The sequence below is a fragment of the Sutcliffiella horikoshii genome (assembly GCF_021991925.1).
Classification (GTDB): Bacteria; Bacillota; Bacilli; order Bacillales; family Bacillaceae_I; genus Sutcliffiella_A; species Sutcliffiella_A horikoshii_F.
In genome coordinates this window covers 1,013,530-1,038,546 of sequence record NZ_RXZI01000001.1, presented here as the reverse complement: position 1 = coordinate 1,038,546, position 25,017 = coordinate 1,013,530, and the positions used below count along the sequence as shown (strand labels likewise).

Genomic DNA, 25,017 nt, shown 5'->3' with positions numbered 1-25,017 from the left:
CAAGGTCGCCTTCTGAAAAAGCGTAGTCATGTACGGAAATCAACAGAGGTTAAATGAGAGGCCCATAAAAAGGAGAGATTTAGAATGGTAAAATTAATCGCGCTCTATAAACACCCGGAAAACAAGGAAGCTTTCGATCAGCACTACTTTGACACGCATGCACCTATCACTGCTAAGATCCCTGGACTACGCAAAATGGAAGTCACAAAAGTAGTAGGAAGTCCAATGGGTGGAGAAGGCAAGTACTATTTAATGTGTGAAATGTACTACGATAGTCATGACGCTTTAAAGCAAGCGATGAGAACGGATGAAGCGAAAGCATCTGGAAAGGATCTAATGAGCTTTGCCGGTAATCTTGTCACTTTGATGATTGGTGAAGAAGTGAATGAGTAAAACGTACGAATATATCGAAGTTTCCATTGAAAGCTCGATAGGTATCATTAAACTCAATAGACCAAAAGTGCTGAACGCAATTAACAGGCCGATGGTCACTGAAATTGTGACAGTATTGGAAGAGTTTGATCGAAGCGATGAAGTCAAAGCTATGATACTGGCTGGAAACGGCCGTGCGTTTGCCGCAGGAGCAGATATCGAGGAAATGGCAGAAGCAACAGCGATCGAGCTTGAACTGTTAAATCAATTTACTGAATGGGATCGACTTGCTTGGGTAAAGAAACCAATTATTGGCGCAGTTCAAGGGTTTGCTCTTGGAGGGGGATTTGAGCTCGCATTGTGTTGTGATATCTTATTTGCAGCACATGATGCTGAATTCGGCTTTCCTGAAATTAGCCTCGGTGTCATGCCTGGGGCCGGGGGAACCCAAAGATTGACGAAGCTAATGGGCAAATCCAAAGCAATGGAGTGGCTGCTCACTGGTGACAGAATGAGTGCAAAAGAAGCATTGCACTATGGAGTAATCAACCGTGTTATTCCGAAAGAACTATTAATGGAAGAAACGATGACTTTTGCACAAAAAATAGCCAAACAACCACCTCTTTCCCTTCGTTTGATCAAAGAATCTGTCCATAAGGCAGTGGACTATTCCGTGTATGAAGGAATGCAATACGAGCGAAAGAATTTTTATCTTTTGTTTGCATCCAACGATCAAAAAGAAGGCATGCGTGCATTTAAGGAAAAGCGCAAGCCTAAATTTGAAGGGGAATAGGGGGGAATACCATGTTTGAAACGATTAAATATGAAGTATTGAACCAAGTTGCCTGGGTCATCATGAACCGACCGGATAAATTGAATGCGTTTACAGAGCAGATGAACAAAGAAATTACAAAAGCATTAAAGCAGGCAAGTGCAGATGAGGGTGTTCGGGCCATTGTCATTACAGGTGAAGGCAGGGCGTTCTCTTCTGGCCAGGACCTTGCAGAAGTGGATGAAAATATGGACCATGGGCATGTCTTGCGTACTAGGTACGGCCCGATGATGAAGCAGTTGGCCCGTTGTGAAAAGCCTGTCATCGCAGCGATAAATGGAGTTGCAGCCGGCGCAGGATTCAGCCTCGCCTTAGCATGTGATTTCCGTATTGCTTCTGAAAAAGCAAGCTTTGTTCAAGCATTTATACATGTGGGGTTAATTCCTGACTCGGGTAATCTGTATTTTCTCCCTAAGTTAGTGGGAACTGCCAAAGCATTGGAGTTAGCTATATTAGGGGAGAAGATAAAAGCAGAACAAGCAAAAGACCTTGGACTTGTTACGAAATTAGTTTCTGTAGATAGTTGGAACGAAGAAGTGGAAGCTTTTGCAAACCAACTTGCTAACATGCCTACACAAGCGATTGGACTCATCAAACGATCCATACAAGCTAGTTGGAACGTTACGTATGAGGAGTATTTGGAGCATGAAGCGCATGGTCAGAGAATTGCCGGTCTATCAGAAGACCACAAAGAAGGGGTAACTTCTTTTATAGAAAAAAGAAAACCGGCATTTAAAGGAAGATAATAAAAACTTAAAGGAGATGAGAGTATGTCTACAGTTAAAGAGCAAAAAATGGAACAACTTGATATGAAACGAGACACTTATCAACTTATTATCGCAGGTCAACGCATGGACAGTTCCACAGGAGAAACGTTTACCTCATACAATCCTGCAACAGGAGAAGCGGTTGCAACGATCGCGAAAGCTTCTAAAGAGGATGCAGAAAAAGCAGTCCAAGCAGCGCGTCAAGCATTCGATAAAGGAAAGTGGAAACTCTTCCCTTTAAACAAGCGTGCAAGAACATTAAATAAAATTGCCTCTATCATGCGCTCCCGTTTCAATGAGCTGGTAGAGTTAGAGATTTTAGATACTGGTAAATCCCTTGCAGCTGCACAAGGGCAAGTCATGCAAGCAATCGAAGACTTTGAATTCTATGCAGGTGCAATCGTTGGACACCGTGGATCTGTAAATAACGTACCTGGTCAATTCCACAACTTCACAGAAAAAGAACCAGTAGGTGTTTGTGCACAAATCATTCCATGGAACTATCCATTAATGATGGCAGCATGGAAGATTGCCCCGGCAATAGCAGTAGGCTGCTCCGTTGTCGTAAAACCAGCTACCCTAACTCCGTTGACTGCCATTGTCTTAGGTGAAATTTGCGTAGAAGCAGGAGTACCTGAGGGAGTTGTTAACATCATCCCAGGTGCCGGGTCTGACGTTGGAAACTACTTGGTTGAACATCCTCAAGTAGACAAAGTAGCATTCACAGGCTCAACTCCAATCGGAAAAGATATCATGGAGAAAGCTTCCCAAACACTTAAACGAGTAACATTGGAGCTGGGCGGAAAGTCTCCTAATCTAGTATTTGAAGATGCAGACATTGATGCTGCTGTAGACGGGTCTTTATTTGGGATTTTCTATAACACAGGTCAATCTTGTGAAGCGCGTTCCCGTCTGTATGTCCACGAAAATATTTATGACGCATTTATGGAGAAGTTTGTAGAAAAAGCGAAAAAGCTTTCTCTTGGTAATCCTTTTGCAAAAGAAACCCATATTGGTGCCATTATCAACCAAGGTCAATTAGATGTCATTGACGGGTATGTTCAATCTGCAAAAGAAGAAGGAGCCAACATCGTTTTAGGTGGAAAAGTGGCGAAAGTGGAAGGCTATGAAAATGGTTTCTGGTATGAGCCAACCATCATCACAGGTGTTACGCACGAAATGAAAGTGGTAAAAGAAGAAATTTTCGGACCAGTAGTGGTTGTTATGCCATTTAGCGATGAGAAAGAGGCAGTTAAGCTTGCGAATGACAGCGAATATGGACTTGGTTCCGCTATCTGGACAAAGGACCATGGCCGCGCAACCCGTGTCGCTAAACAGATTCAAGCTGGAATCGTGATGGTAAACTGCCCATTCTCCGCATTCCCTGGGACGCCGTTTGGAGGATACAAGCAATCCGGCTTCGGACGTGAGCTATGCATTGAAACGCTTGATCTTTACACAGAAACGAAGAGCATCATTTCCTATTTTGGAAACCGTCCGCTCAATCCGTTTGGTGTATAAAAAGAATAAATCTTAATCTTTGGAGCAAAGGGGCATGGTCCTCTTTGCTTTTTTTACAGCATGATGAAGGAGGAGAGTTTTGATGGAAAAAGTAGTGGTCATCGGTTCAGGTGTCATGGGACGCGGCATCGCATATGTAAGTGCCCTAGGCGGGTACCATACAACGCTAATCGACGTAAAAGAAGAACAGCTTGCAGGAGCTAGAAAAGAAATAGAAGTCATCATCTCCAAAGGGTTAGAAAAAGGGAAATTAACAGAACAAGAAGCAGGGGAATTAAGGGATAGCCTTTTTTATTCTACAGAACTTGAGGAAGCCGTGAAGGAAGCAAATCTTATAATAGAAGCGGTACCTGAAAACATGGAAATCAAGAAATCTGTCTACGAAAAATTAGACAAAATTGCACCTTCAGATTGTTATTTCGCTTCCAATACCTCTACGATGAGTCCAACTGAAATTGGTAGCTTCACTTCAAGACCGGAAAAAGTGATCGCGATGCACTTTTTCAACCCTGTACATAAAATGAAACTTGTAGAAATTGTCCGCGGTTTGGAAACAAGCGATGAAACGGCAGAGTTTATCCGAGCTGCAGCAGAAAAAATGGGGAAAGAAACAGTTGTAGTAAATGAATTTCCTGGCTTTGTGACAAGCAGAATCAGTGCCCTTGTAGGGAATGAAGCCTTTTACATGTTGCAAGAAGGGGTAGGTACCCCTGAAGAAATCGACAAAGCAATCAAGCTTGGGCTCAATTATCCGATGGGACCATTCGAACTTGGAGACCTGGTGGGATTGGATACACGCCTTAATAACCTGAAATACCTTCATGAAAAATTAGGGGAAAAGTATCGCCCGGCACCTCTGCTCGAAAAGTATGTGAAAGCCGGAAGATTGGGCAGGAAAAGTGGAAAAGGAGTTTATGAATACCAATAAACAACGAGAGAGGTGTCGATTATGAAGGAAGTTGTAATTGTAGATGCTTGCCGTACACCGATTGGAAGGTATAAAGGTGCGTTAAAGGCGGTCCGACCTGATGACCTCGGGGCGATTGTAATTAAGGCTTTGGTAGAAAGAAACCCGAATGTGCCAGTAAACGAAATAGAAGAAGTCGTGTTCGGAAATGCAAATCAAGCGGGGGAAGATAACCGCAATGTTGCAAGGATGAGTGCTCTATTGGCCGGTCTTCCGGTAGAAGTGGCAGGTACCACGATCAACCGTTTATGCGGCTCCGGTCTTGATGCGGTAAATTATGCGGCACGAGCCATTATGGTAGGAGAAGGCGACATTTTCATAGCCGGCGGGACGGAGAGCATGACAAGGGCTCCATTTGTCATGGCAAAGCCAGAAATGGACTATCCCCGCGGCAATATGGAATTGATGGATACGACCATTGGCTGGAGATTCACCAACAAAAAACTTGAAAAAATGTACGGAGTGGACACGATGCCGCAAACGGCAGAAAACGTTGCTAAAGAGTTCTCCGTTTCCCGTCAAGATCAAGATGTATTTGCCTATGAAAGTCAGCAAAAAGCTAAAATGGCAATGGAGTCCGGCCGCTTTAAAGAAGAGATGGTACCAGTCACAATTGTGGATAGAAAAGGTAAGGAAACAATTGTTGACTGCGACGAACACCCTCGACCTGATACAACATTGGAAAAACTGAATAACTTGAAGCCTATTTTTGGCGAAGGTACGACAATTACTGCAGGCAACGCGTCCGGTGTGAATGACGGCGCATCGGCACTGCTTTTGATGAGTGCAGAAAAAGCGAAAGAGCTTGGCTTAAAGCCATTAGCGAGGTATGTCACGTCTGCCGCTGCAGGGCTTACTCCTTCCATTATGGGAATAGGGCCTATCTATGCCACTAGGAAGGCACTCGGGCGTGCTGGGTTGTCTGTTGGAAATCTAGACCTCATTGAGTTAAATGAAGCATTTGCATCCCAATCGCTTGAATGTATTCGTCAACTGGAATTAGATCCAAGCAGAGTGAATGTAAACGGGGGAGCAATTGCGTTCGGACACCCGCTTGGTGCCAGCGGGGCAAGAATCTTAACTACGCTTGTGCATGAAATGAATAAGCGGGACGCACGATACGGCCTTGCGACAATGTGTGTAGGGGTTGGACAGGGAATTGCGACAATAGTAGAGAGAATACAAGAATCATAGAGCATGATGCCCTATGATTCTTTGGGATGTTTTTTGAAGAATACTTGGAGATAAGTTTTCCGTTCCGTCTTTTCTATAACGCGTTACTCTGTTAAAATGAAATTACTGTAATATAGCGATTTATCTTATGTGGTAGAAAGAGGATGCTCGAAATGAATACAAGATCAATGATTTTTACTTTATATGGTGATTATGTTAGACATTATGGGAATAAAATCTGGATCGGAAGCTTAATCAAATTACTTAATGAATTTGGACATAATGACCAAGCCGTGCGAGCTGCGATCTCACGTATGAACAAGCAGGGATGGGTCCAAGCGGAGAAAAAGGGAAACAAAAGTTATTATTTTCTAACAGAACGCGGCGTGAAAAGAATTGACGAAGCGGCAAAACGTATTTTCAAACTGAAGACAGATAGCTGGGATGGAAAATGGCGCATGCTTATGTACACCATACCAGAAGAAATCAGAAGTGTTCGGGATGAACTGCGTAAAGAGTTGGTCTGGAGTGGGTTTGGAACGTTATCAAACAGTTGTTGGATTTCGCCCAACTCATTGGAAAAACAAGTACATGACCTTATTACCAAATACGAAATAGAAGAGTATGTCGACTTTTTCATTTCTGAATATCATGGGCCATATGAGAACGAACGCCTTGTCATGAAAAGCTGGGATCTGAATGAGATTAATGGACGGTACCAACAATTTATCCAAGAGTATAGTCAGAAGTATATCATCGACAAGAATAAGATTGGAAAAGGACAAATGACAGATGCCGAATGTTTTGTGGAGAGGACCAAGCTTGTCCATGAATATAGGAAGTTTTTGTTCGTTGATCCGGGGCTTCCCGAAGAACTGTTACCTGATATGTGGCTTGGTAGTCATGCGGCTTCTTTATTTAGTGAGTATTATAAAGAATTGGCGGAGCCAGCTTCCCGGTTTTTTGAAGAGGTCTTTGAGGACGGTAATGAGTTGGAATTGAAGGATAAGAAGTATGATGTGATGAATCATCCTTATATTATGGAGTGATGGGGGCATTTCCACTAGGTAGTTGGTGGGAGTGCTTTTTTTTTGATTGTTTTCGGGTGGGGGTGAGGGTTTGAGGTAGTTGTTGTTTACATAACATTATTATGATGGATATGTTTTGTGTCGGTTTTTGTTGAAAGGTAGAAGGTCGGCTGAAAAGTGTAGAAGGTTTGTTCTTTGTTGTAGAAGGTTCTTAATAAAGTGTAGAAGTTTCATTTTTAAATGTAGAAGATCATCATAAAGTTGTATAACCTAGCAAACTAAATCTAATAAGAGAGAACCAATAGATAAATCAACTCATCAAATATCGAATCAAACAAAAAAGCACCTTTATGAGGACCTCTCTAATCCTATTTTCCTGTAACTGAAGTCTTGATCAAGTCTATGAGGACCTCTCTACCCTTATCTTCTCGTTAGAGAGGTCCTCATCACGACAAACAAAAAACCGAGCCATCTACACAGCCCGGTCCCACCAAAACTTCCATTTATCCCTCGCCCAATTCCTTCTGATAATCCTTCCCATTTTGCACATATGTATCAATGGACAACTGTATGAGCTCCAAATCCTTTTCTGTTAGTTCACGAATAACCTTACCAGGGGACCCAACAACCAACGAACGTGGAGGAATCTTTTTACCAGAAGGAATTAAAGTATTGGCACCAATAATACTCTCCTCACCAATATCCGCTCCATCTAAGATCGTGGATCCCATTCCTACAATACATCGTTTTCTAACCGTACAGCCATGCAAAATAGCTGTATGTCCAACTGTTACTTCATCCTCAACCACCAAAGGGAATCCTTCGTACAAATGCGCAGTTACATTATCCTGGATGCTGCATCTTTTCCCGATTGATATTGGTCCTTCATCACCACGTAGAACTGCGTTAAACCAAATAGTCGATTCTTCCCCAATCGTTACGTCACCGATAATTCGTGCGCCCGGTGCTACAAATACAGAATCATGAAGTTGCGGTTTTTTTCCTCCAAAAGGATAAATCATTCATCCATCACTCCCCAAATATTATTGTCTAAATTTTAAAATTAGTATAACATTATTTTTACGAGGGGTGAATTAATAGGTGAATATATTACAAGAAATTCTTAAAATAAGCATTCCTATTATCCAAGGTGGAATGGGAAATATCAGTAATGCACCATTAACTGCAGCTGTCTCCAACGCAGGCGGCCTCGGTACAATTGGAGCAGGAACGATGAAGCCGGAAGAAGTGGAAGATATTATCATAAAAACCAAAGAACTTACGGAAAAACCTTTCGCAGTGAATGTTGCTTTGTCGGTTTCTCCATATACAAAAGAGGTTCTGAAGCTCATAATTAAGCACCAAGTAACGGTTGTATCCCTTTCAGCAGGGAATCCAGCTCCTTATATTCCTAGGCTAAAAGAACATGGGATAACGGTTATATGTGTGGTAGCTTCTCCTAAACAGGCAATCAAAGCCGAAAATGCTGGCGCTGATATTATTGTGGCAGAAGGTTATGAAGCTGCCGGTATCAATTCAAATCTTGAAACAACCACCATGACACTTATACCACAAGTGGTAGAGAGTGTGTCCATACCTGTTGTAGCCGCTGGTGGAATTGGGAATGGAAAGGGGCTTGCTGCTGCTATAGCACTTGGTGCCTCTGGAGTTCAGATGGGGACGAGGCTGATTGCAACGAAAGAAGCACCGTTTCATAATCATTATAAGAATTCCATCTTAACGGCTGATGATCAAGGTACTGTTATTGTGGGCAGAACAGTTGGGCGAGTAAGACGGGTCATTCGCACACCATATGCTGATCTGCTTCTTAAGAAAGAGCAGGAAGGGATTACGCTGGAGGAGTTTAATCTATTGACTACGGAGGATCACCATATTAAAGGCGCTGTTGAGGGAGAACTGGAACACGGTTTTATTAACGGTGGTCAAATATCTAGTATCATCCAAACAATACCAAGTGTAAGTGAACTTTTCGAGCAAATGGTTACTGAAGCCAAAGAGCAGCTTCAAAGAGCAGTCGCCCAGTTATAAATGTCAAGAAACCTCTTAATCATTCAGAGGTTTCTTTTTTAATGGCTATTTTCGTAAACTCACTTGCTTTTTCGTATTAACCAACTAACCGTTATATTCCTTACTGTCGTGCTCTTTTCCCTGTTTTTTTTTGTATATTCTACATGTTTATTTTAGAGCAGGTAAGAGGACAAAAAGACCAAATGCCGACTTTTTGCTAGTGGTTAGCAACAATTTTTTAGAAAAGAGCACTTTTATTTTATAAAAAGAAAAAGGGTTTTAGGGAAAAATGGCGTATTTATTGTAAAATAATAAATTTATTTAAATTTTTCGAATATATTGACACTATTTGTTTGTTGGTGTTAATATAACGTTGAAAAAACGAATAACGTTTTGTCCATCATAGACAACAACATCATGTAAACGGTTTCAAAAGCATACATAATTTTATGTAGCTTAAAAACATATATAAGGGGGATAAGTATGAAAAAGTTCAAGATGAAGTCTATTTTGGCAAGTATGGCATGCGCCGCTTTATTAGTCGGCTGTAGCTCCGACTCAACAAGCGGGGATGCAAAGGACCAAGTGGTTGTAGGGGTAACCCAAATTGCTGAACATCCATCTTTGGATGCTGCGTTTGAGGGGTTCAAGAAGGCGCTAGAAGACAATGGATACAAAGAAGGCGAGAATGTCAAATATGATGTTCAAAACGCTCAAGGAGATCCGAATAACAACAAGCCAATTGCAGATAAGTTTGTTGCAGATGAAGTGGATTTGATTTTTGCTAACTCCACTCCAAGTGCACAAAGTGCCTTGCAGGCGACAAAAGATATTCCAATCATTTTTACATCTGTTACTGATCCTGTCGGTGCAGAATTAGTAGAATCCTTTGATAAACCAGGCGAAAATATCACAGGGACTTCAGATACACACCCTGATGCTATTTCTACTACTATCAATTTCATGGTAGACGAGCTGGGTGCGAAAAATATTGGTGTTATCTATAATACTGGAGAACAAAACTCCGTTGTGCAGGTGGAAACAGTAAAAAGTCTTGTTGAGGAAAAAGGCGGAACTTTAGTAGAAGCTTCCGTTTCTACATCTGCAGAGGTTCAGCAGGCTGCAGAATCTTTAATTGGAAGAGTAGATGCGATCTATATGCCAACAGATAACACAGTGGTTTCAGCTATACAATCACTCATTACAGTAGCATCGAATGAAAAGATTCCTTTGTTTGCAGGAGATCTTGATTCCATGGAAGCAGGAGCAGTTGCGGCAAGTGGATTTAATTATTATGACCTAGGTTATGAAACCGGCTTGATGGCCGTTCAAGTATTAAAAGGTGAAAAGAAACCTTCTGAAATTCCAGTATCTTATCCTCAGAGCTTAAAGTTAACTATTAATACAGACGCTGCAGAAGCTCAAGGCTTGGAAGTGCAAGATGCTTGGACTGAGTTTGCAGAATTCCATGATGAAAAATAAGATATTTTAAGACAACCAAGGAGATGATTCTGACATGATAACAGCAATTTTTGGTTCAGTCGAATTGGGAATCATCTACGCAATCATGGCCCTAGGGGTATATCTTTCCTTTAGGGTCCTTGATTTTCCCGATTTGACAGTAGATGGTAGCTTTGTAACTGGCGCTGCAGTTGCTGCGACAATGATTGTCAGCGGATATAGTCCTATCACAGCTACAGTGGTGGCGATGTTTGCAGGATTTATCGCAGGCTGCATTACCGGTTCCTTACATACGTTTGGAAAAATTAATCCACTATTATCTGGTATTTTAATGATGATCGCCCTTTATTCCATCAATTTGCGAATAATGGGAAGATCAAATGTGCCATTATTGAATAGTGATACCTTTTTTACCAACATCCGTTCTTCGTGGGGGAGTACCGGAATAGATGAATTTTTAAATAATATATTTTCAACGATCGGGTTAGGAGCTTTTGTCCCTAGAACATGGGGGATCATTTTCATCATGTTGATCGTCACGTTTGCGATTAAGATACTAACAGATTTATTCCTGAAAACTGAAATTGGCTTGGCAATAAGAGCGACGGGTGATAATAAGCGAATGATTCGCAGTCTTTCTGCCAATACAAGCGGACTGGTTATTCTTGGTTTAGGGATTTCCAATGCCATGGTTGCATTTTCTGGTGCATTGATCGCCCAGCACGGCGGGTATGCAGACGTTGGAATGGGGATCGGGATGATCATCATCGGGTTGGCATCTGTTATTATCGGAGAGGCCATCTTTGGTACAAAAACGATTGCATGGACCACGTTTGCTGTAATCGGTGGCGCTATCATCTATCGTATTGTAGTGACGCTTGCTCTGAGAGTAGAATTTTTAGAAACAGGTGACTTGAAAGCCATTACGGCAACGATTGTTATCTTGGCGCTTATCACCCCTAAATTTATTGATAGCTATAAAGATCGAAAGAGGAAAAAACAGAAGATGCTTAAACTGGCTTCTTTACAACCTGCCAATGAAAAGGGGGATCAACGTGCTACATTTAACACAGATTAACAAAATCTTTAATGAAGGAACACTAGATGAAAAAAATGCGCTTGATACCATCAACCTTTTCTTAAAAAAAGGAGATTTCGTTACCATCATTGGGAGTAACGGAGCCGGTAAGTCTACTTTAATGAATATGATTTCAGGTGTACTGACGCCTGATACCGGCAAAGTGGAGATTGATGGCCGCGATGTCACCTATATGGCAGAGCACAGAAGAGCCAAATATATCGGAAGGGTGTTCCAGGACCCGATGGCAGGAACGGCTCCTACGATGACGATTGAAGAGAATTTGGCAATGGCCTATTCACGGAATAAAAGCCGCACCTTAAAAATGGGCGTGACAAAAAAGAGAAAAACATATTTTAAAGAGGTGCTCGAAACGCTGCACCTTGGTTTGGAAAATAGATTGAGTGCAAAAGTGGGATTGCTTTCAGGTGGGGAAAGGCAAGCTTTGTCCCTTTTGATGGCAACATTCACGGAACCGGATATTCTGCTTTTGGATGAGCATACTGCAGCTCTTGATCCATCTCGTGCCGAATTGATTACTAACATCACAAAAGAAATCGTTGCAGATAAAGGGTTGACGACACTGATGGTAACCCATAACATGCAACAGGCACTTGATCTTGGGAATCGTTTAATTATGATGGACAAGGGACAAATCATACTTGAAGTGGGAGAGGAAGAAAAGAAATCTCTTACCATTGAACGATTGCTAGCTGAATTCCAACGAATACGCGGTCAAGCAATGACTAACGACAGAGCATTATTAAGTTGAATATGTAGAGGGGAGAATGACCTGGTCATTTTCCTCTTTTTTAGTTTAAGAATCTATATAAAGCGGTTGATTTCCGTTCCAGCCGCTTCGCTTGCCTGCGGGCTGCCCGTGAGCCTGCGGAACATTGTAGCCAGATAGATTGTCTCTATGGCTCTGATGACGACAATCTCAACGGAGAATCCATCTCCAGAATGTCTTTATAGCACTGATGACGACAATCTCAACGGAAAATCCATCTCCAGAATGTCTTTATAGCCCTGATGATGACAATCTCAACAGAAAATCCATCTCCAGATTGTCTTTATAGCCCTGATGATGACAATCTCAACAGAAAATCCAACTCCAGATTGTCTTTATAGCCCTGATGATGACAATCTCAACGGAAAATCCATCTCCAGCATGTCTTTATAGCACTGATGATGACAATCTCAACGGAAAATCCAACTCCAGATTGTCTTTATAGCCCTGATGATGACAATCTCAACGGAAAATCCATCTCCAGAATGTCTTTATAGCACTGATGATGACAATCTCAACGGAAAAACCATCTCCAGAATGTCTTTATAGCACTGATGATGACAATCTCAACGGAAGATTGCTTCCTCCCGCAGGGGCTGCGTTCCTTCTTCCGATTCAATCAACAAGAAAGCTACTTTTATCCAAGGGTTTATGAAAAGGCATCTAACTGATGAAGTAGCCTATTAAGCATTCACTTACCATATATGAGATTAACAGTTGTGCATGGAAGCAAGTGACGAAGACTCCAGCGGGGGAAAAACGGTAGATTGTGACCCCTGAAGCGTGGTGAGGAGGCTCAAGCACCGTCCCGCGGAAAGCGAAGCCATTTGCGGAAAGGAACAGCGGTGATAAACCAATCAACTTAACTTCTCACCATTTATGATTGACTATTTATAAAATTTCTACAATTTATTGACTGTTCATTTAACGAAATGTTATTATAGCGTTGAATAAACGTTATACGTTTTGAGGTGAACACATGAAGCCCGAAATAACCATAGGTACGAAACATTCCATTCAAATCACCGTTACCAACAAAATGTTTGCCCAGTTTGAAGGGGAACTAGTGCATCCCGTGTATTCCACAGCAATGATGGTCTATCACATGGAATGGGCATCAAGACAGATAATTTTAGGGATTTTGGAAGAGACAGAAGAAGGAATGGGTGCAGAAGTTAAAGTAAAGCATCTGGCACCGGCAACAGAAGGAACTATTTTAACAATAGAAGCAACGGTAGTGGCTCTTAAGAAAAACTTCATCATCACAAAAGTCCTAATATTTTCTGAAGATCGCGTTGTTGGTGAAGGGGAAGTTACGCAAGTGATATTACCAAAAAGTAAAATTCAAGCAATGATAGACTAAAAGAATAAAGAAAAAGGGTGGTTCTTTTGACAAATATGAAAACGCTTACTTCTGAAGTTGGGGGAATGGAAATGTTCGATAAAATTCAACAACACCAACAAGTAGTTTTTTGTAACGATCCGGATACTGGGTTAAGGGCCATTATTGCGATACATAACACAACATTGGGTCCTGCTCTAGGTGGATGCCGTATGCAGCCTTACCAATCTGTCGACGCAGCCCTATATGATGTTCTTCGTCTTTCAAAAGGGATGACATATAAATGTGCTGCGGCGGATGTGGATTTCGGTGGTGGGAAGGCAGTAATCATCGGCGATCCCAACAAAGATAAAACACCGGAACTTTTCCGTGCATTCGGTCAGTTTGTAGAATCATTGAATGGGAGATTTTACACTGGAACAGATATGGGGACATCTCCCGAGGACTTTGTTCACGCTTTAAAAGAAACAAACTGTATTGTAGGAGTAGATGAAGTTTATGGTGGAAGTGGAGATTCTTCCGTTCCAACGGCACAAGGCGTCATTTACGGAATTGAAGCAACAAACCTCACCTTGTGGGGCTCTAAAAATTTGTATGGAAAAAGTTATGCAATCCAAGGACTTGGAAAAGTCGGAGCAAAAGTGGCAGAGCAATTGATGACTGCCGGTGCTGACATATATGTATCGGACATCAATGAATTCGCCATCAATCAACTTGTTGCGAAAGCTAAGGAAATAGGAGCAGGCATTAAAGTGGTAGGTGGGGATGAAATCTATTCTGTGGATGCCGATGTATTCGTTCCTTGCGCACTCGGAGGAATCATCAATGATCAAACTGTGGAACAACTGAAGGTAAAAGCGGTTGTAGGTTCTGCCAACAACCAGCTTATAGAAAATCATCACTGTGCGATGCTACAAGAAAAAGGGATCCTCTATGCTCCAGATTACATCGTCAATGCTGGTGGACTCATTCAAGTGGCAGATGAATTATATGAACCAAATAAAGAGCGTGTTCTTCGCAAAACGATGGCTATCTACAACTCTTTGATGGATGTATATAAAGAAGCAGAGAAAATGAATATTACGACAGTGGAAGCGGCAAATAATTTCTGTGAACAGAGATTAGTAGACAGAAGCAGAAGAAACAGCTTCTTTACCCATTCCAAACGACCAAAATGGTCAGTACGAGTTTAATAGAGGGGGAAATAAGTTGAACGATCAATTTCCTATCATTCAAATAATCGATAATCAGGGCAATATCCTTGATAAAACGTATGAAGAAAGAATCACAGAAGATTTGGCAAAGGCCATGTATAGACATTTACTTAGAATTCGCACCTTTGACAAAAAGTGTATAAGTCTTCAACGCCAAGGACGTATCGGGACATATGCACCTTATGAGGGTCAAGAGGCTTCACAAGTCGGCAGTGCGTTGGCTCTAAATGAAGATGACTGGTTATTTCCTTCCTACAGGGACCATGGAGCAACTATGACGTTTGGCCACTCCCTTCGTAATATCCTTTTATTTTGGAACGGCAGAAATGAAGGGTGTATTCCGGCAAACGGGAAAAAAGTCTTTCCGCCGGGTATTCCTATTGCTACTCAACTGCCGCATGCTGTAGGCGCAGCGTATGCAGAGAAAAGAAAAGGCACTAAAAATGCTAGTATTGTTTATTTTGGGGATGGAGCAACATCTGAAGGGGATTTCCATGAAGGGTTAAACTTTGCAAGTGTTCTGAAGGCGCCGGTTGTGTTTTTTAACCAGAACAATCATTTTGCCATATCCGTACCCCTATCCAAACAAATGAATACGGCAACAATTGCTCAAAAAGCCCTTGCTTATGATATGAGAAGCGTTCGAATTGACGGAAATGATATTTTTGCCGTTTATTTTCATACGTTAGATTCATTAGAACAAGCGAGAAACGGGGAGGGGCCAGCTTTAATTGAAGCGGTAACCTGGAGATATGGCGCCCACACCACTGCGGATGATCCAACCAAATATCGAGACCAATCTGAAAATGAGAAAAGACGAGAGAATGACCCTATTTTACGCTTAGAACGCTTTATTAAAAATCAAGGCTGGTTTACAGAAGACGAGAAAGAGTCATTGTTAGTGGAGCTTTCTCAAGAAGTCGATACTGCGATAGAAGAAATGGAGAATTTTCCAAAGGCAGATCCAGCTGACATGTTTGACTACGTGTTTGAAAAACCAACATGGGGAATTGAGCAACAGAAAAAAGAACTTCTTCAACTGATGAGAGGTGAAGCATAGTGGAAACGGCATTGAAAACGAAGACATTGACAATTGTTCAAGCGATTACGGATGGACTTGATACTATGCTCCGCGAAGACGAACATGTACTTCTAATGGGTGAAGACATTGGGGTAAATGGCGGTGTTTTCCGGGCCACTGAAGGCTTGCAACAAAAATATGGCGAAGACCGTGTCTTGGATACTCCGTTAAGTGAAGCAGGATTCATCGGCGCTGCAATCGGAATGGCGATAAATGGGTTCCGTCCGGTTACAGAAATCCAATTTCTTGGATTTATCTATCCTGCATACGAACAAATCATGACACATGCTTCAAGAATCAGGGCTAGAACGATGGGGCATTACACCGTCCCTATGGTCATCCGTGCGCCATACGGGGCAGGTGTAAGGGCGCCTGAAATTCATTCAGACAGTACAGAGGCAATTTTCACCCATATGCCTGGTATTAAAGTGGTGTGCCCGTCTAACCCATATGATGCGAAAGGATTATTGATTGCTGCCATCGAGGATCCAGATCCGGTACTATTTTTGGAGCCGATGCGCTGTTATCGATCAGTCAGAGAAGAAGTGCCAGAAGGAAAATATACAGTTGAAATCGGAAAAGGAAAGATTTGCAGGGAAGGGGAAGATGTCACCATTATCGCGTGGGGAGCGATGGTTCCTGTGGCCCTTCAATCAGCAAAAAAACTAGAGTCTGAGGGTGTAAGTTGCGAAGTAATCGACCTGAGAAGCCTCTACCCGATTGATAAAGATATCATTGCGGAATCTGTCCAAAAGACGGGAAGAACGGTTATTGTGCACGAAGCGCATGCGGCAACAAGTGTAAGTGGTGATGTGCTTGCCATCATAAATGAAACATCATTCCTTTATCAAAGGGCGCCCGTAGAGCGAGTGACAGGGTTTGACGTTCCTGTTCCTTATTTTGGATTTGAAGACTATTACCTGCCAACTACTGACAGAGTCGTTGCGGCAGTAAATAAAGTGATGAAGTTTTAGTGAAAGGGGGTTCAACATATGATCGAGGTCAAACTTCATGATATTGGCGAAGGCATGACACAGGCTGATATTTTATCTTTCTTTGTTAAAAAAGGAGATAAGGTAAAGCCTGATGAGCCTCTAGTTGAGGTACAAACAGATAAAATGACTGCTGAAATACCAGCACCATATGCAGGAGTAATTAAAGAAATATTGGTGAAAGAAGGGGAGACCATTCCTGTTGGGACCACCTTATTTCTATTAGAAGCTGAATCAGCTGGGAAGGAATCCATCACTACTCCCAACCCAGCACATACAAACACTTCCACAAAAACTGTCGAAACAACAAGAGAGCATCAACCTTCAACAAAGTTACATTCATTTAGAATCATGGCAGCCCCTTATACAAGAAAAATTGCAAGGGACGCCGGGGTTGATATTGAACAAATCGAAGGAACCGGTCCTGCTGGTAGAATCACAGATGAAGATGTATATAGATTCATAGAAAGTAAAAAGCAACCTGCACTGAAAGTGGAAGTTAATGAAGAGGAAGCTCAACAAGTTCAATCAAAAACAGAATCGAATAACCAGCAAGAGCCTTCTACAATCATTCCATATAGAGGCCGAAGAAAACAAATAGGCAAAAAGATGTCACAGTCCCTGCTTACCATCCCGCATTGCACACACTTTGAAGAAGTTGATGTAACCAATATATTAGAACTAAGAGAAATATGGAAAAAAAGCAATCAAAGCATATCAGCAACTTCTCTATTTTTAAAAGCCATATCCATCGCCCTGAAAGATTATCCAATATTTAATGCAAGATTGAACGAACAGGAAGAGACAATCGAGCTTGTAAAAGAACATCATATTGGAATCGCCACAGATACAGAAGACGGTTTAATTGTCCCTGTGATTCGTAATGTGGAAAAGAAGTCATTAAAAGAAATCCATGCCAATTTAAAAGAATTAACGAAAAAGGCCCAGGAAAATAAGCTTTCCATGAAAGAATTGACTGGGGGCAGTTTTACTATCAGTAATGTTGGTCCTCTTGGTGGAAGTATTGGCGCCACACCGATTATCAACCAACCTGAAGTAGGCTTGATCTCCTTTCATAAAACCAAAAAGCGTCCGGTTGTAAATGAGCAGGAAGAGATTGTGATAAGGTCCATCATGAACATCTCCATGTCATTTGATCATCGTGTGGCAGATGGAGCTACAGCAGTCGCCTTTACCAACAGGCTGACTCAACTTTTAGAAGAACCAAAATTATTGATGCTGGAGCTGGTTTAAATGGTTGTAGGCGAACTTACTCAAGAACGGGATGTAATGGTGATCGGCGGCGGCCCTGGTGGTTATCACGCTGCAATCAGAGCGGCTCAGTTGGGCCGACAGGTTACCATCATTGAGAAAAACAAGCTTGGCGGCGTCTGCTTAAATGAAGGATGCATTCCATCAAAAGTACATACCGCAGCAGCGCAGGTCTTCCAACGGATGAAACCTTTTCAGCAGCTCGGCCTGGATACAAGCGGAGTCACATTCGACCTTCCAAGATTACAGGAACACAAACAAAAGGTAGTGGAACAACTGTTTCAAGGTGTCGTGGCATTATGCAAAGCAAATAAAATTGAGATCATAGAGGGGGAAGCCTCTTTTATATCCGCCAGTAAAATAGGGGTGGAGAATGGGCATCAATATGATACTTTCACCTATAACGATGTCATTATTGCAACTGGGTGCAGTAAGAAGCCAATTGCTGAAATAAACCCGCAAGCTTTAACACCAACATCCATATGGAATCTCGAAGAATTGCCAAGTGAACTTATTTTATATGGAAATGATGATTTCACCCTTGAAGCCGCAACAACATTTAACAGCCTAGGTTCAAGAGTGACTTTGATTCTTCCGCCAGGTCAGCATGAATTTACATTTGATCCATCCATAAACAAAGAGCTGCAGAGACAGTTAAAAAAGCAAAAGATAAAGCTCTATAAAACTGAAATAACTCCCAAGTTCAGATTCGAAGAGAACCAGTGGGAAGTGGTATTTGAAAACGATAAGAATGAATCAGTTATTCTAGAAAGTTCACATCTTTATTGTGCTGAAGAAAGATATCCAGTAACGGAATCACTTGGTATTCAGCGAGCAGGAATTCATATAAGTGATGAAGGCTTTATAAAAATTAATGAAGCTTGTCGTACAAATAATACTTCCATTTATGCAATAGGTGATATAACAGAAGGCCCTGCCTTGGCTGTTAAAGCAATTAAACAGGGTAAAGTGGCAGCGGAAAACATGGCAGGCTATCAATCGGAGTGCGATTTTACGTTTCTACCTAGAATTATTCAGACCATTCCTCCGATTGCGGCAGTCGGAATGACGGAAACAAATGCGGTTGAAAATGGGTTTGAAGTGAAAATAGGGGAAAGCACTCTCCAAACAAATGGGTATGCAAGCATTCTTGGACAAAAAGAAGGCTTCAGTAAAACGGTAACAGATACGAAAACAGATTTAGTCTTGGGTATTCATATGATGGGCGCCCAAGCGGTAGAGATGATCAGTACCGGGACGCTTGCTTTAGAAATGGTGGCAAGACAAGAGGATATGCTGTTTCCTTCCTACCCGCACCCAAGTGTAAATGAAAGTATGTGGGAGTCGGTGGAGGATCTCGATGGAAAAGCAATTCATAAGGCTCCGAGAGCCACAAAACAAAAAGTAACATCTTCATGACACGTTGTCGCGTCAAAGCATTCTAGCTTTAAACGAGACTCTTGCGGACGTTGAAAATTTTAGATTATATTATATTCAGAATAATAATATTTTTTAGATAAGCTTTGTTAAAGTATATTGTTGATTTTAGAAGCAACCTAGCTGTTGTTTGGAGCAATAGGCGAAGACTCCTTAGGGAGATAGCGTATAGGGGAGACCCCGCAGGCGAAGCCGAGGAGGCTCCCCAAACGCCCCTAGGAAAGCGAAGCCTATTGCGGAAATCAACAGCGGTCTTTAACAGAGCCTTTAGATAAAAATCAGGAGGGATATTTATGAACGTAGAAAAAACGATGCAAGTGAAAGATCAAGTAGAAGAAGTATTCCCAGTAAAAGATGTTGACTATTTGGAGATCTACACAGGCAACGCTAAACAAGCATCACACTTCTTTGCTACCACATTCGGTTTTCAACCTATAGCCTATTCTGGTTTAGAAACAGGCAATAGGGAGACGGTTTCCTATGTATTAAAGCAACGTAATGTACGACTTGTCATTACAGGTTCACTTAAACAGGATACAAAAATTTCGGAGTTTGTTAAAAAGCATGGAGACGGGGTAAAGGATATCGCACTTGTTGTGGAAGATGTTGAAAGTGCTTACAACGGAGCGGTGGAAAGAGGAGCTATTGCCATCCAACCTCCACAAGAACTGACAGACGAGAACGGAACATTGAAAAAAGCGGTAATTGGTACATATGGAGATACCATACACACCTTGATTGAACGTAAAAATTATAATGGCGTATTCATGCCTGGATTTAAAGCATATACGAACTCCACACCAGTTAAAGATGCAGGAATTATCGGAATTGATCATGTGGTAGGGAACGTAGAGCAAATGGAAGAGTGGGTTGCTTATTACGAAAAAGTGATGGGCTTTAAAGAAATGACTCATTTCACAGATAAAGATATTAACACAGAATATTCCGCGCTAATGTCAAAGGTAATGCACAATGGCGGCAGAATCAAATTCCCAATCAATGAACCTGCTGAAGGAAAAAGAAAATCACAAATCGAAGAATACTTGGAGTTCTATAATGGTGCCGGTGTTCAACATATTGCCATTTTAACGGAAGATATTGTTCAGACAGTAAGCAAATTAAAAGAAAATGGTGTTGAGTTCTTAAATACTCCTGACACTTACTATGAAATGTTATCAGAAAGAGTAGGGGAAATTGATGAGGAAATTGCAAAGCTTCGCGAGCTGAGCATTCTCGTTGACCGAGACGATGAGGGTTATCTGCTTCAGATCTTTACTAAACCTATTGTAGACAGACCGACTCTTTTCATAGAAGTCATCCAACGTAAGGGTGCAAAGGGCTTTGGTGAAGGAAACTTCAAAGCATTATTTGAATCCATCGAAAGAGAACAAGAATTAAGAGGAAATCTGTAAGCAAGTCACAAAAGGGAGGACCAGTTTCCTCCCTTTTTTATAGGAGGTAGATGAACCAATGGCGGTAAAAGTAAAAAGCCGAGAAATTCTCCAGCATATTGCTGCCTACCCTTTAGGGAAAAGCTTGCAGGATATACAGTCGGAATTAGGAATCGCGACGATAAGGAACATGTCTGAAATTGAAAACGTGTTCGGTTGTTCCCCGCTTGTAAAGAAACAACTAATGCAAAGGCTAGATTATTTATTTACATACCCTGACGGTTCCGCGAGAGCTCTTTCTAGCAGATTGGCGGATTTTTTAGGGGTAGCCCAAAATCAGTTGTTCATTGGAAATGGTTCAGATGAAATAATCAGGCTGCTGATCCGAGCTTTTCTAAATACAGAAGAAGAAGCCATAATGGCTGATATTACATTCCCGAGATACAAAACCAACGTCTCCATTGAAGGCGGCAAGCCAGTGGTCGTTCCATTAAAAAATGGCGTACATGATTTGACGGCGATGCTTGCTAATATTACAGAACAAACGAAAATGATTTTTGTCTGCAATCCTAACAATCCAACAGGGACAATTGTAAATAAGGAAGAACTTACTTCCTTCATTGAAAAAGTCCCGGAACATATCTTGATTGTGTTAGATGAGGCGTACTATGAATATGCAACAAGTGAGGAATATCTCCAATCGACCCCTTTATTAAAGACACATGCAAATCTTGTTATTTTAAGAACGTTTTCTAAAGTATATGGCCTGGCTGGATTAAGAATTGGCTATGGCATCATGGACCCTTCCATAACAGCAGAATTAAACAAAGTAAAAGAGGTATTCAATGTAAATCAGCTTGCTCAAGCAGCTGCGATGGAAGCCATTAAGGATCAACAATTCAGAAGAGAGTGTATCCTTCGCAATGAACAAGGGAGAGCATACTTGGAGAAAGAATTAGACGAATTAGGTTATACCTATTTCCCTACACAAGCAAATTTCATGATGATACATATTGGCAAAGATGGAAATGAAATCACTCAAAAATTACTAACAAAAGGGATCATGGTTAAAACAGGAGCAGCTTTGGGGTATCCGAACAGTATAAGGGTCACCATTTGCTCCATGGAGGATAACCGTTCTTTTATTGAGGCGTTAAAAAATTTGTAGCAAAGTGCAGGTGACATACATGGATATTCAACCAAGCAATCTTGCCTGGAAAGATGCATACAAGCTGATGGTGGGTTCTATCTTGCCAAGACCCATTGCACTTGTTTCTTCTATTAATAAGGAAGGGATTGCAAACATCGCTCCTTTCAGTTTTTTTACAGCTATCAGTGCAGAGCCGATGCTTGTCTGCTTTTCTCCTATGCGAAGAGGGACTGATGGTTCAAAAAAGGACACCTTAATGAATATTGAAAGCACAAAGGAGTTTGTCATCAATATTGTCAGCGAGGAAATTGTGGAACAGATGAATATTACTGCAACGGAATTCCCAAGTGATGTGGATGAGTTTGAAGAGTCTGGCTTCACAAAAGAACCTAGTTTCATGGTTACACCACCGCGGGTGAAGGAAAGCCTAGTCCAAATGGAATGCTCACTACATGAAGTGCTCCATTTCGGTGATGTACCAGGTTCCGGCAGCCTTGTTATCGGAAAAGTAGAGAGTTTCCATATTTCAGATGACCTGTATTTCGAGGGGAAAATTGATACAACAAAATTGAACCCTGTAGGAAGAATGGCAGGAAGTATGTATACAAAGGCCATTAGTGATATGTTCGAGCTTCAACGTAAATAAGGAAATGTGAGGGTTTGTCATGAAGTATATTACTTTTAAAAATAGCTCTGGTGAGATCAAAGCCGGCTGGATCAATCATGACATTGTTGTCGACATGAACGAAGCATCAGATGGTCTATTACCAACCGACCTTCTTACATTGGTAAACCATTATGAGAAATATAGAGATATTGTAACACTTCATTTAGAAGATGATCATTCTAAAGGAAGATACAAAAGAGAGGAAGTCACCCTTCTTGCACCTTTACCTAGACCTGTAAGTGTTCGAGATTTCTACGCGTTTGAGGAGCATGTAAAGACTGCGCGCGCCAGAAGGGGATTGGATGTAATTCCGGAGTGGTATGAGTTTCCCGTTTTTTATTTTACCAACCACTTGGCCATTAAAGGCCCCGGGGAAGGGATCGATAAACCATCCAATTGTGAGTGGCTGGACTATGAGCTGGAAATTGCCTGCATCATTGGAAAAGAAGGCAGAAATATTAAAGTGCAGGATGCCGAGGATTACATTTTTGGCTATTGCATCATGAATGATTGGAGTGCAAGGGACCTTCAAGCAAAAGAGATGAAGGTTGGTTTGGGTCCTGCAAAGGGAAAAGATTTTGCGACATCCTTAGGGCCTGTCATTGTGACACCTGACGAACTTGAATCTTTTAAAACAAGTAGAGGCTACAACTTAGAAATGACTGCTTCTGTAAATGGAAGTTTACTTTCAAAAGGGAATGTCGAGCAGATTCACTATAGCTTTGCTCAAATGATTGAAAGAGCATCAGCCGATGTTACCTTATACCCTGGAGAAGTGATAGGATCAGGGACTGTTGGTACCGGTTGCATCCTGGAACTAGGTACAGAAGTACACCGCTGGTTACAACCTGGTGATGAAGTAGAACTATCGATCACTGGCTTAGGAACATTGAAAAACACTATAAAATAAGTGTGTTTAGAAGCGTAAGGCACTCGGCTCCGGCGGGAGGTAGCGGTAGACATGGGACCCCTGAAGCGTGGTGAGGAGGCTCAAGTACTGCCCCGTGGAATGCGGGTGCCTGCAGCGAAAAGGAATGTTCAAGTTTTAAATAACAACTAAACAATATAATGAGGTGAGCTCATGTATTATCGTAAAATGGGAGAAATACCACATAAACGCCATACGATGTTCAAAAAAGAAGATGGCACATTGTATAGAGAACAGGTAATGGGTACCAAAGGTTTTTCAGGTACACAATCCATCCTCTATCATCACTACCTGCCAACAGAAGTGGTAAAATCCACGGTACTTGGCAGCTATATTCCGAAATATGAAGAACAAGAAGCTCTGAATCACCGTCATTTACTCACCACTTCACTAGAGACCAAAGGAAATGCCCTTGATGCCAGAGAATACTTATTAGGAAACAGTGATTTATTAATAGGAACAGCGCTGGTTACAGAAAAGATGGAGAATTACTACCGAAATGGAGACGGAGACGAACTGCTATTCATCCATTTCGGTTCAGGTAAAGTAGAAACCATGTTCGGGACCATCACCTATCGTCCCGGGGATTATGTGACCATACCAATCGGAACCATCTACCGTGTCATTCCTAATGAAGAAACTAAAATTCTTTTCATTGAATCTTTTAGTCAACTAACTACTCCTAGAAGGTATCGTAATGAATATGGCCAGATGTTAGAACACAGTCCATTTTGCGAACGTGACTTCAGGGGGCCTGAAACGTTAGAAACATATACAGACAAAGGTGAGTATGAAGTAATCACCAAAACAAGGGGTTATTTGCACTCACACGTACTTGGACATCACCCCCTTGATGTAGTGGGTTGGGACGGTTATCTCTATCCATGGGTATTCAATATAGAAGATTTTGAGCCTATTACAGGCAGGGTTCATCAGCCACCTCCCGTCCATCAAACCTTTGAAGGGCATAACTTTGTTGTCTGTTCCTTCGTACCAAGATTGTACGATTACCATCCAGAAGCAATACCGGCTCCGTATTACCATAGTAATGTGAATAGTGATGAACTGCTTTATTATGTGGCAGGTAACTTCATGAGCCGCAAAGGTATTGAGGAAGGGTCCATTACGTTACACCCATCAGGTATCCCACATGGCCCGCATCCTGGTACGACCGAGGCTAGTATCGGAAAGAAGGAGACCTTGGAACTTGCAGTCATGATAGATACATTCAAGCCTTTAAAGGTCGTTAAAAAAGCTCACGGTATCGAAGATAAAAAGTATATGTTTACTTGGATAGAAAAGTAAATCATCGTAAAACACCAGGCTTTCCAAAGCTTGGTGTTTTTATGGTTATATTATCCAAAAAAGTAAGATTTCCTGTAATGAATGTAACATAAAAGTACTATCTTGTAATAAAATGGACTGTATCAAAACTTGTCAATACCGTTTTTTTAGTATAATTTTAATCTGTTTCATTTTACTGGAAAAATACTTAAAATGCATCGATGTATACTTTTTAAATAATC

The 25,017-nt window shown here is 41.5% G+C and carries 23 protein-coding genes; 22 read left to right on the top strand and 1 reads right to left on the bottom strand.

All coding sequences use genetic code 11. The features are described from left to right. Positions 1-84: 84 nt before the first annotated feature. From EKQ44_RS05085 to paaX, 7 genes are all read left to right on the top strand, one after another. Entirely contained in the window at positions 85-393 is a 309-nt protein-coding gene (locus tag EKQ44_RS05085) for an EthD family reductase (protein ID WP_010193977.1), read from the top strand. Further along, positions 386-1,165 (top strand): enoyl-CoA hydratase/isomerase family protein, encoded by a 780-nt coding sequence (locus EKQ44_RS05080; RefSeq protein WP_237662456.1) that lies wholly within the window; start codon positions 386-388, stop codon positions 1,163-1,165. The genes EKQ44_RS05085 and EKQ44_RS05080 overlap by 8 nt, the downstream gene beginning before the upstream one ends. Positions 1,166-1,176: 11 nt before the next feature. Beyond that, a complete protein-coding gene (locus EKQ44_RS05075) occupies positions 1,177-1,950 on the top strand; it encodes an enoyl-CoA hydratase-related protein (RefSeq protein ID WP_237662455.1) in 774 nt (257 codons plus the stop codon). 24 nt (positions 1,951-1,974) lie between these two features. Further along, on the top strand, positions 1,975-3,492 hold the full coding sequence (locus EKQ44_RS05070) for an aldehyde dehydrogenase family protein (RefSeq protein ID WP_237662454.1): 1,518 nt from the start codon (positions 1,975-1,977) through the stop codon (positions 3,490-3,492). A gap of 82 nt (positions 3,493-3,574) precedes the next feature. After that, positions 3,575-4,420 (top strand): 3-hydroxyacyl-CoA dehydrogenase, encoded by an 846-nt coding sequence (locus tag EKQ44_RS05065; protein ID WP_414491243.1) that lies wholly within the window; start codon positions 3,575-3,577, stop codon positions 4,418-4,420. 21 nt (positions 4,421-4,441) lie between these two features. Then, entirely contained in the window at positions 4,442-5,653 is a 1,212-nt protein-coding gene (gene pcaF, locus EKQ44_RS05060) for a 3-oxoadipyl-CoA thiolase (RefSeq protein WP_237662452.1), read from the top strand. Between the two features lie 152 nt (positions 5,654-5,805). Then, on the top strand, positions 5,806-6,681 hold the full coding sequence (gene paaX, locus EKQ44_RS05055) for a phenylacetic acid degradation operon negative regulatory protein PaaX (protein ID WP_237662451.1): 876 nt from the start codon (positions 5,806-5,808) through the stop codon (positions 6,679-6,681). 482 nt (positions 6,682-7,163) lie between these two features. Here the strand turns inward: paaX and EKQ44_RS05050 are convergent, their stop codons facing one another. Beyond that, on the bottom strand, positions 7,164-7,682 hold the full coding sequence (locus EKQ44_RS05050) for a gamma carbonic anhydrase family protein (RefSeq protein ID WP_237662450.1): 519 nt from the start codon (positions 7,680-7,682) through the stop codon (positions 7,164-7,166). Between the two features lie 79 nt (positions 7,683-7,761). On the opposite strand from EKQ44_RS05050, the gene EKQ44_RS05045 reads away from it, so the two are divergent. The 15 genes from EKQ44_RS05045 to EKQ44_RS04975 all read left to right on the top strand — a co-directional run bounded on the left by EKQ44_RS05045 (position 7,762) and on the right by EKQ44_RS04975 (position 24,796). Then, a complete protein-coding gene (locus EKQ44_RS05045; RefSeq protein WP_237662449.1) occupies positions 7,762-8,709 on the top strand; it encodes an NAD(P)H-dependent flavin oxidoreductase in 948 nt (315 codons plus the stop codon). 462 nt (positions 8,710-9,171) lie between these two features. After that, positions 9,172-10,170 (top strand): ABC transporter substrate-binding protein, encoded by a 999-nt coding sequence (locus EKQ44_RS05040; RefSeq protein WP_237662448.1) that lies wholly within the window; start codon positions 9,172-9,174, stop codon positions 10,168-10,170. Positions 10,171-10,204: 34 nt separating this feature from the next. Continuing rightward, a complete protein-coding gene (locus EKQ44_RS05035; RefSeq protein ID WP_237662447.1) occupies positions 10,205-11,227 on the top strand; it encodes an ABC transporter permease in 1,023 nt (340 codons plus the stop codon). After that, positions 11,205-11,999 (top strand): ABC transporter ATP-binding protein, encoded by a 795-nt coding sequence (locus EKQ44_RS05030; RefSeq protein ID WP_237662446.1) that lies wholly within the window; start codon positions 11,205-11,207, stop codon positions 11,997-11,999. Before EKQ44_RS05035 ends, EKQ44_RS05030 begins: the two co-directional genes overlap by 23 nt. Before the next feature lie 997 nt (positions 12,000-12,996). After that, positions 12,997-13,380, top strand: a complete 384-nt coding sequence (locus tag EKQ44_RS05025) for a thioesterase family protein (RefSeq protein WP_237662445.1) — start codon at positions 12,997-12,999, stop codon at positions 13,378-13,380. 35 nt (positions 13,381-13,415) lie between these two features. Then, the gene (locus tag EKQ44_RS05020) at positions 13,416-14,552 is read left to right on the top strand and encodes a Leu/Phe/Val dehydrogenase (protein ID WP_237662569.1); all 1,137 of its coding nucleotides are present in this window, start codon (positions 13,416-13,418) and stop codon (positions 14,550-14,552) included. A 16-nt stretch (positions 14,553-14,568) separates the two neighbouring features. Further along, positions 14,569-15,633 (top strand): pyruvate dehydrogenase (acetyl-transferring) E1 component subunit alpha, encoded by a 1,065-nt coding sequence (gene pdhA / locus EKQ44_RS05015; RefSeq protein ID WP_237662444.1) that lies wholly within the window; start codon positions 14,569-14,571, stop codon positions 15,631-15,633. Then, positions 15,633-16,628 (top strand): alpha-ketoacid dehydrogenase subunit beta, encoded by a 996-nt coding sequence (locus EKQ44_RS05010; RefSeq protein ID WP_237662443.1) that lies wholly within the window; start codon positions 15,633-15,635, stop codon positions 16,626-16,628. The genes pdhA and EKQ44_RS05010 overlap by 1 nt, the downstream gene beginning before the upstream one ends. A gap of 18 nt (positions 16,629-16,646) precedes the next feature. Then, positions 16,647-17,900, top strand: a complete 1,254-nt coding sequence (locus EKQ44_RS05005) for a dihydrolipoamide acetyltransferase family protein (RefSeq protein WP_237662442.1) — start codon at positions 16,647-16,649, stop codon at positions 17,898-17,900. Continuing rightward, a complete protein-coding gene (locus tag EKQ44_RS05000; RefSeq protein ID WP_237662441.1) occupies positions 17,901-19,337 on the top strand; it encodes a dihydrolipoyl dehydrogenase family protein in 1,437 nt (478 codons plus the stop codon). It abuts the gene before it with no gap. Positions 19,338-19,648: 311 nt separating this feature from the next. Continuing rightward, positions 19,649-20,767, top strand: a complete 1,119-nt coding sequence (gene hppD, locus EKQ44_RS04995; RefSeq protein ID WP_237662440.1) for a 4-hydroxyphenylpyruvate dioxygenase — start codon at positions 19,649-19,651, stop codon at positions 20,765-20,767. A 58-nt stretch (positions 20,768-20,825) separates the two neighbouring features. Then, positions 20,826-21,914 (top strand): histidinol-phosphate transaminase, encoded by a 1,089-nt coding sequence (hisC, locus tag EKQ44_RS04990; RefSeq protein ID WP_237662439.1) that lies wholly within the window; start codon positions 20,826-20,828, stop codon positions 21,912-21,914. Positions 21,915-21,933: 19 nt separating this feature from the next. Then, a complete protein-coding gene (locus tag EKQ44_RS04985) occupies positions 21,934-22,542 on the top strand; it encodes a flavin reductase family protein (RefSeq protein ID WP_237662438.1) in 609 nt (202 codons plus the stop codon). 19 nt (positions 22,543-22,561) lie between these two features. Next, positions 22,562-23,473, top strand: a complete 912-nt coding sequence (locus EKQ44_RS04980) for a fumarylacetoacetate hydrolase family protein (protein WP_237662437.1) — start codon at positions 22,562-22,564, stop codon at positions 23,471-23,473. Positions 23,474-23,644: 171 nt separating this feature from the next. Further along, positions 23,645-24,796: a homogentisate 1,2-dioxygenase gene (locus EKQ44_RS04975; RefSeq protein ID WP_237662436.1), complete on the top strand. Its 1,152-nt coding sequence runs from the start codon at positions 23,645-23,647 to the stop codon at positions 24,794-24,796. The last annotated feature ends 221 nt before the right edge of the window (positions 24,797-25,017 follow it).

Bases quoted from the DNA above. Each gene is read 5' to 3' on its own strand.
- EKQ44_RS05065 (WP_414491243.1), top strand. From the start codon at position 3,575: ATGGAAAAAGTAGTGGTCATCGGTTCAGGTGTCATGGGACGCGGCATC.
- EKQ44_RS05040 (WP_237662448.1), top strand. From the start codon at position 9,172: ATGAAAAAGTTCAAGATGAAGTCTATTTTGGCAAGTATGGCATGCGCC.
- pcaF (WP_237662452.1), top strand. From the start codon at position 4,442: ATGAAGGAAGTTGTAATTGTAGATGCTTGCCGTACACCGATTGGAAGG.
- EKQ44_RS05050 (WP_237662450.1), bottom strand. From the start codon at position 7,682: ATGATTTATCCTTTTGGAGGAAAAAAACCGCAACTTCATGATTCTGTA.
- EKQ44_RS04975 (WP_237662436.1), top strand. From the start codon at position 23,645: ATGTATTATCGTAAAATGGGAGAAATACCACATAAACGCCATACGATG.
- EKQ44_RS05070 (WP_237662454.1), top strand. From the start codon at position 1,975: ATGTCTACAGTTAAAGAGCAAAAAATGGAACAACTTGATATGAAACGA.
- hppD (WP_237662440.1), top strand. From the start codon at position 19,649: ATGAACGTAGAAAAAACGATGCAAGTGAAAGATCAAGTAGAAGAAGTA.
- EKQ44_RS05035 (WP_237662447.1), top strand. From the start codon at position 10,205: ATGATAACAGCAATTTTTGGTTCAGTCGAATTGGGAATCATCTACGCA.
- EKQ44_RS05020 (WP_237662569.1), top strand. From the start codon at position 13,416: ATGAAAACGCTTACTTCTGAAGTTGGGGGAATGGAAATGTTCGATAAA.
- hisC (WP_237662439.1), top strand. From the start codon at position 20,826: ATGGCGGTAAAAGTAAAAAGCCGAGAAATTCTCCAGCATATTGCTGCC.
- EKQ44_RS05005 (WP_237662442.1), top strand. From the start codon at position 16,647: ATGATCGAGGTCAAACTTCATGATATTGGCGAAGGCATGACACAGGCT.
- EKQ44_RS05025 (WP_237662445.1), top strand. From the start codon at position 12,997: ATGAAGCCCGAAATAACCATAGGTACGAAACATTCCATTCAAATCACC.
- EKQ44_RS05075 (WP_237662455.1), top strand. From the start codon at position 1,177: ATGTTTGAAACGATTAAATATGAAGTATTGAACCAAGTTGCCTGGGTC.
- EKQ44_RS05085 (WP_010193977.1), top strand. From the start codon at position 85: ATGGTAAAATTAATCGCGCTCTATAAACACCCGGAAAACAAGGAAGCT.
- EKQ44_RS04985 (WP_237662438.1), top strand. From the start codon at position 21,934: ATGGATATTCAACCAAGCAATCTTGCCTGGAAAGATGCATACAAGCTG.
- EKQ44_RS04980 (WP_237662437.1), top strand. From the start codon at position 22,562: ATGAAGTATATTACTTTTAAAAATAGCTCTGGTGAGATCAAAGCCGGC.
- EKQ44_RS05000 (WP_237662441.1), top strand. From the start codon at position 17,901: ATGGTTGTAGGCGAACTTACTCAAGAACGGGATGTAATGGTGATCGGC.
- EKQ44_RS05080 (WP_237662456.1), top strand. From the start codon at position 386: ATGAGTAAAACGTACGAATATATCGAAGTTTCCATTGAAAGCTCGATA.
- paaX (WP_237662451.1), top strand. From the start codon at position 5,806: ATGAATACAAGATCAATGATTTTTACTTTATATGGTGATTATGTTAGA.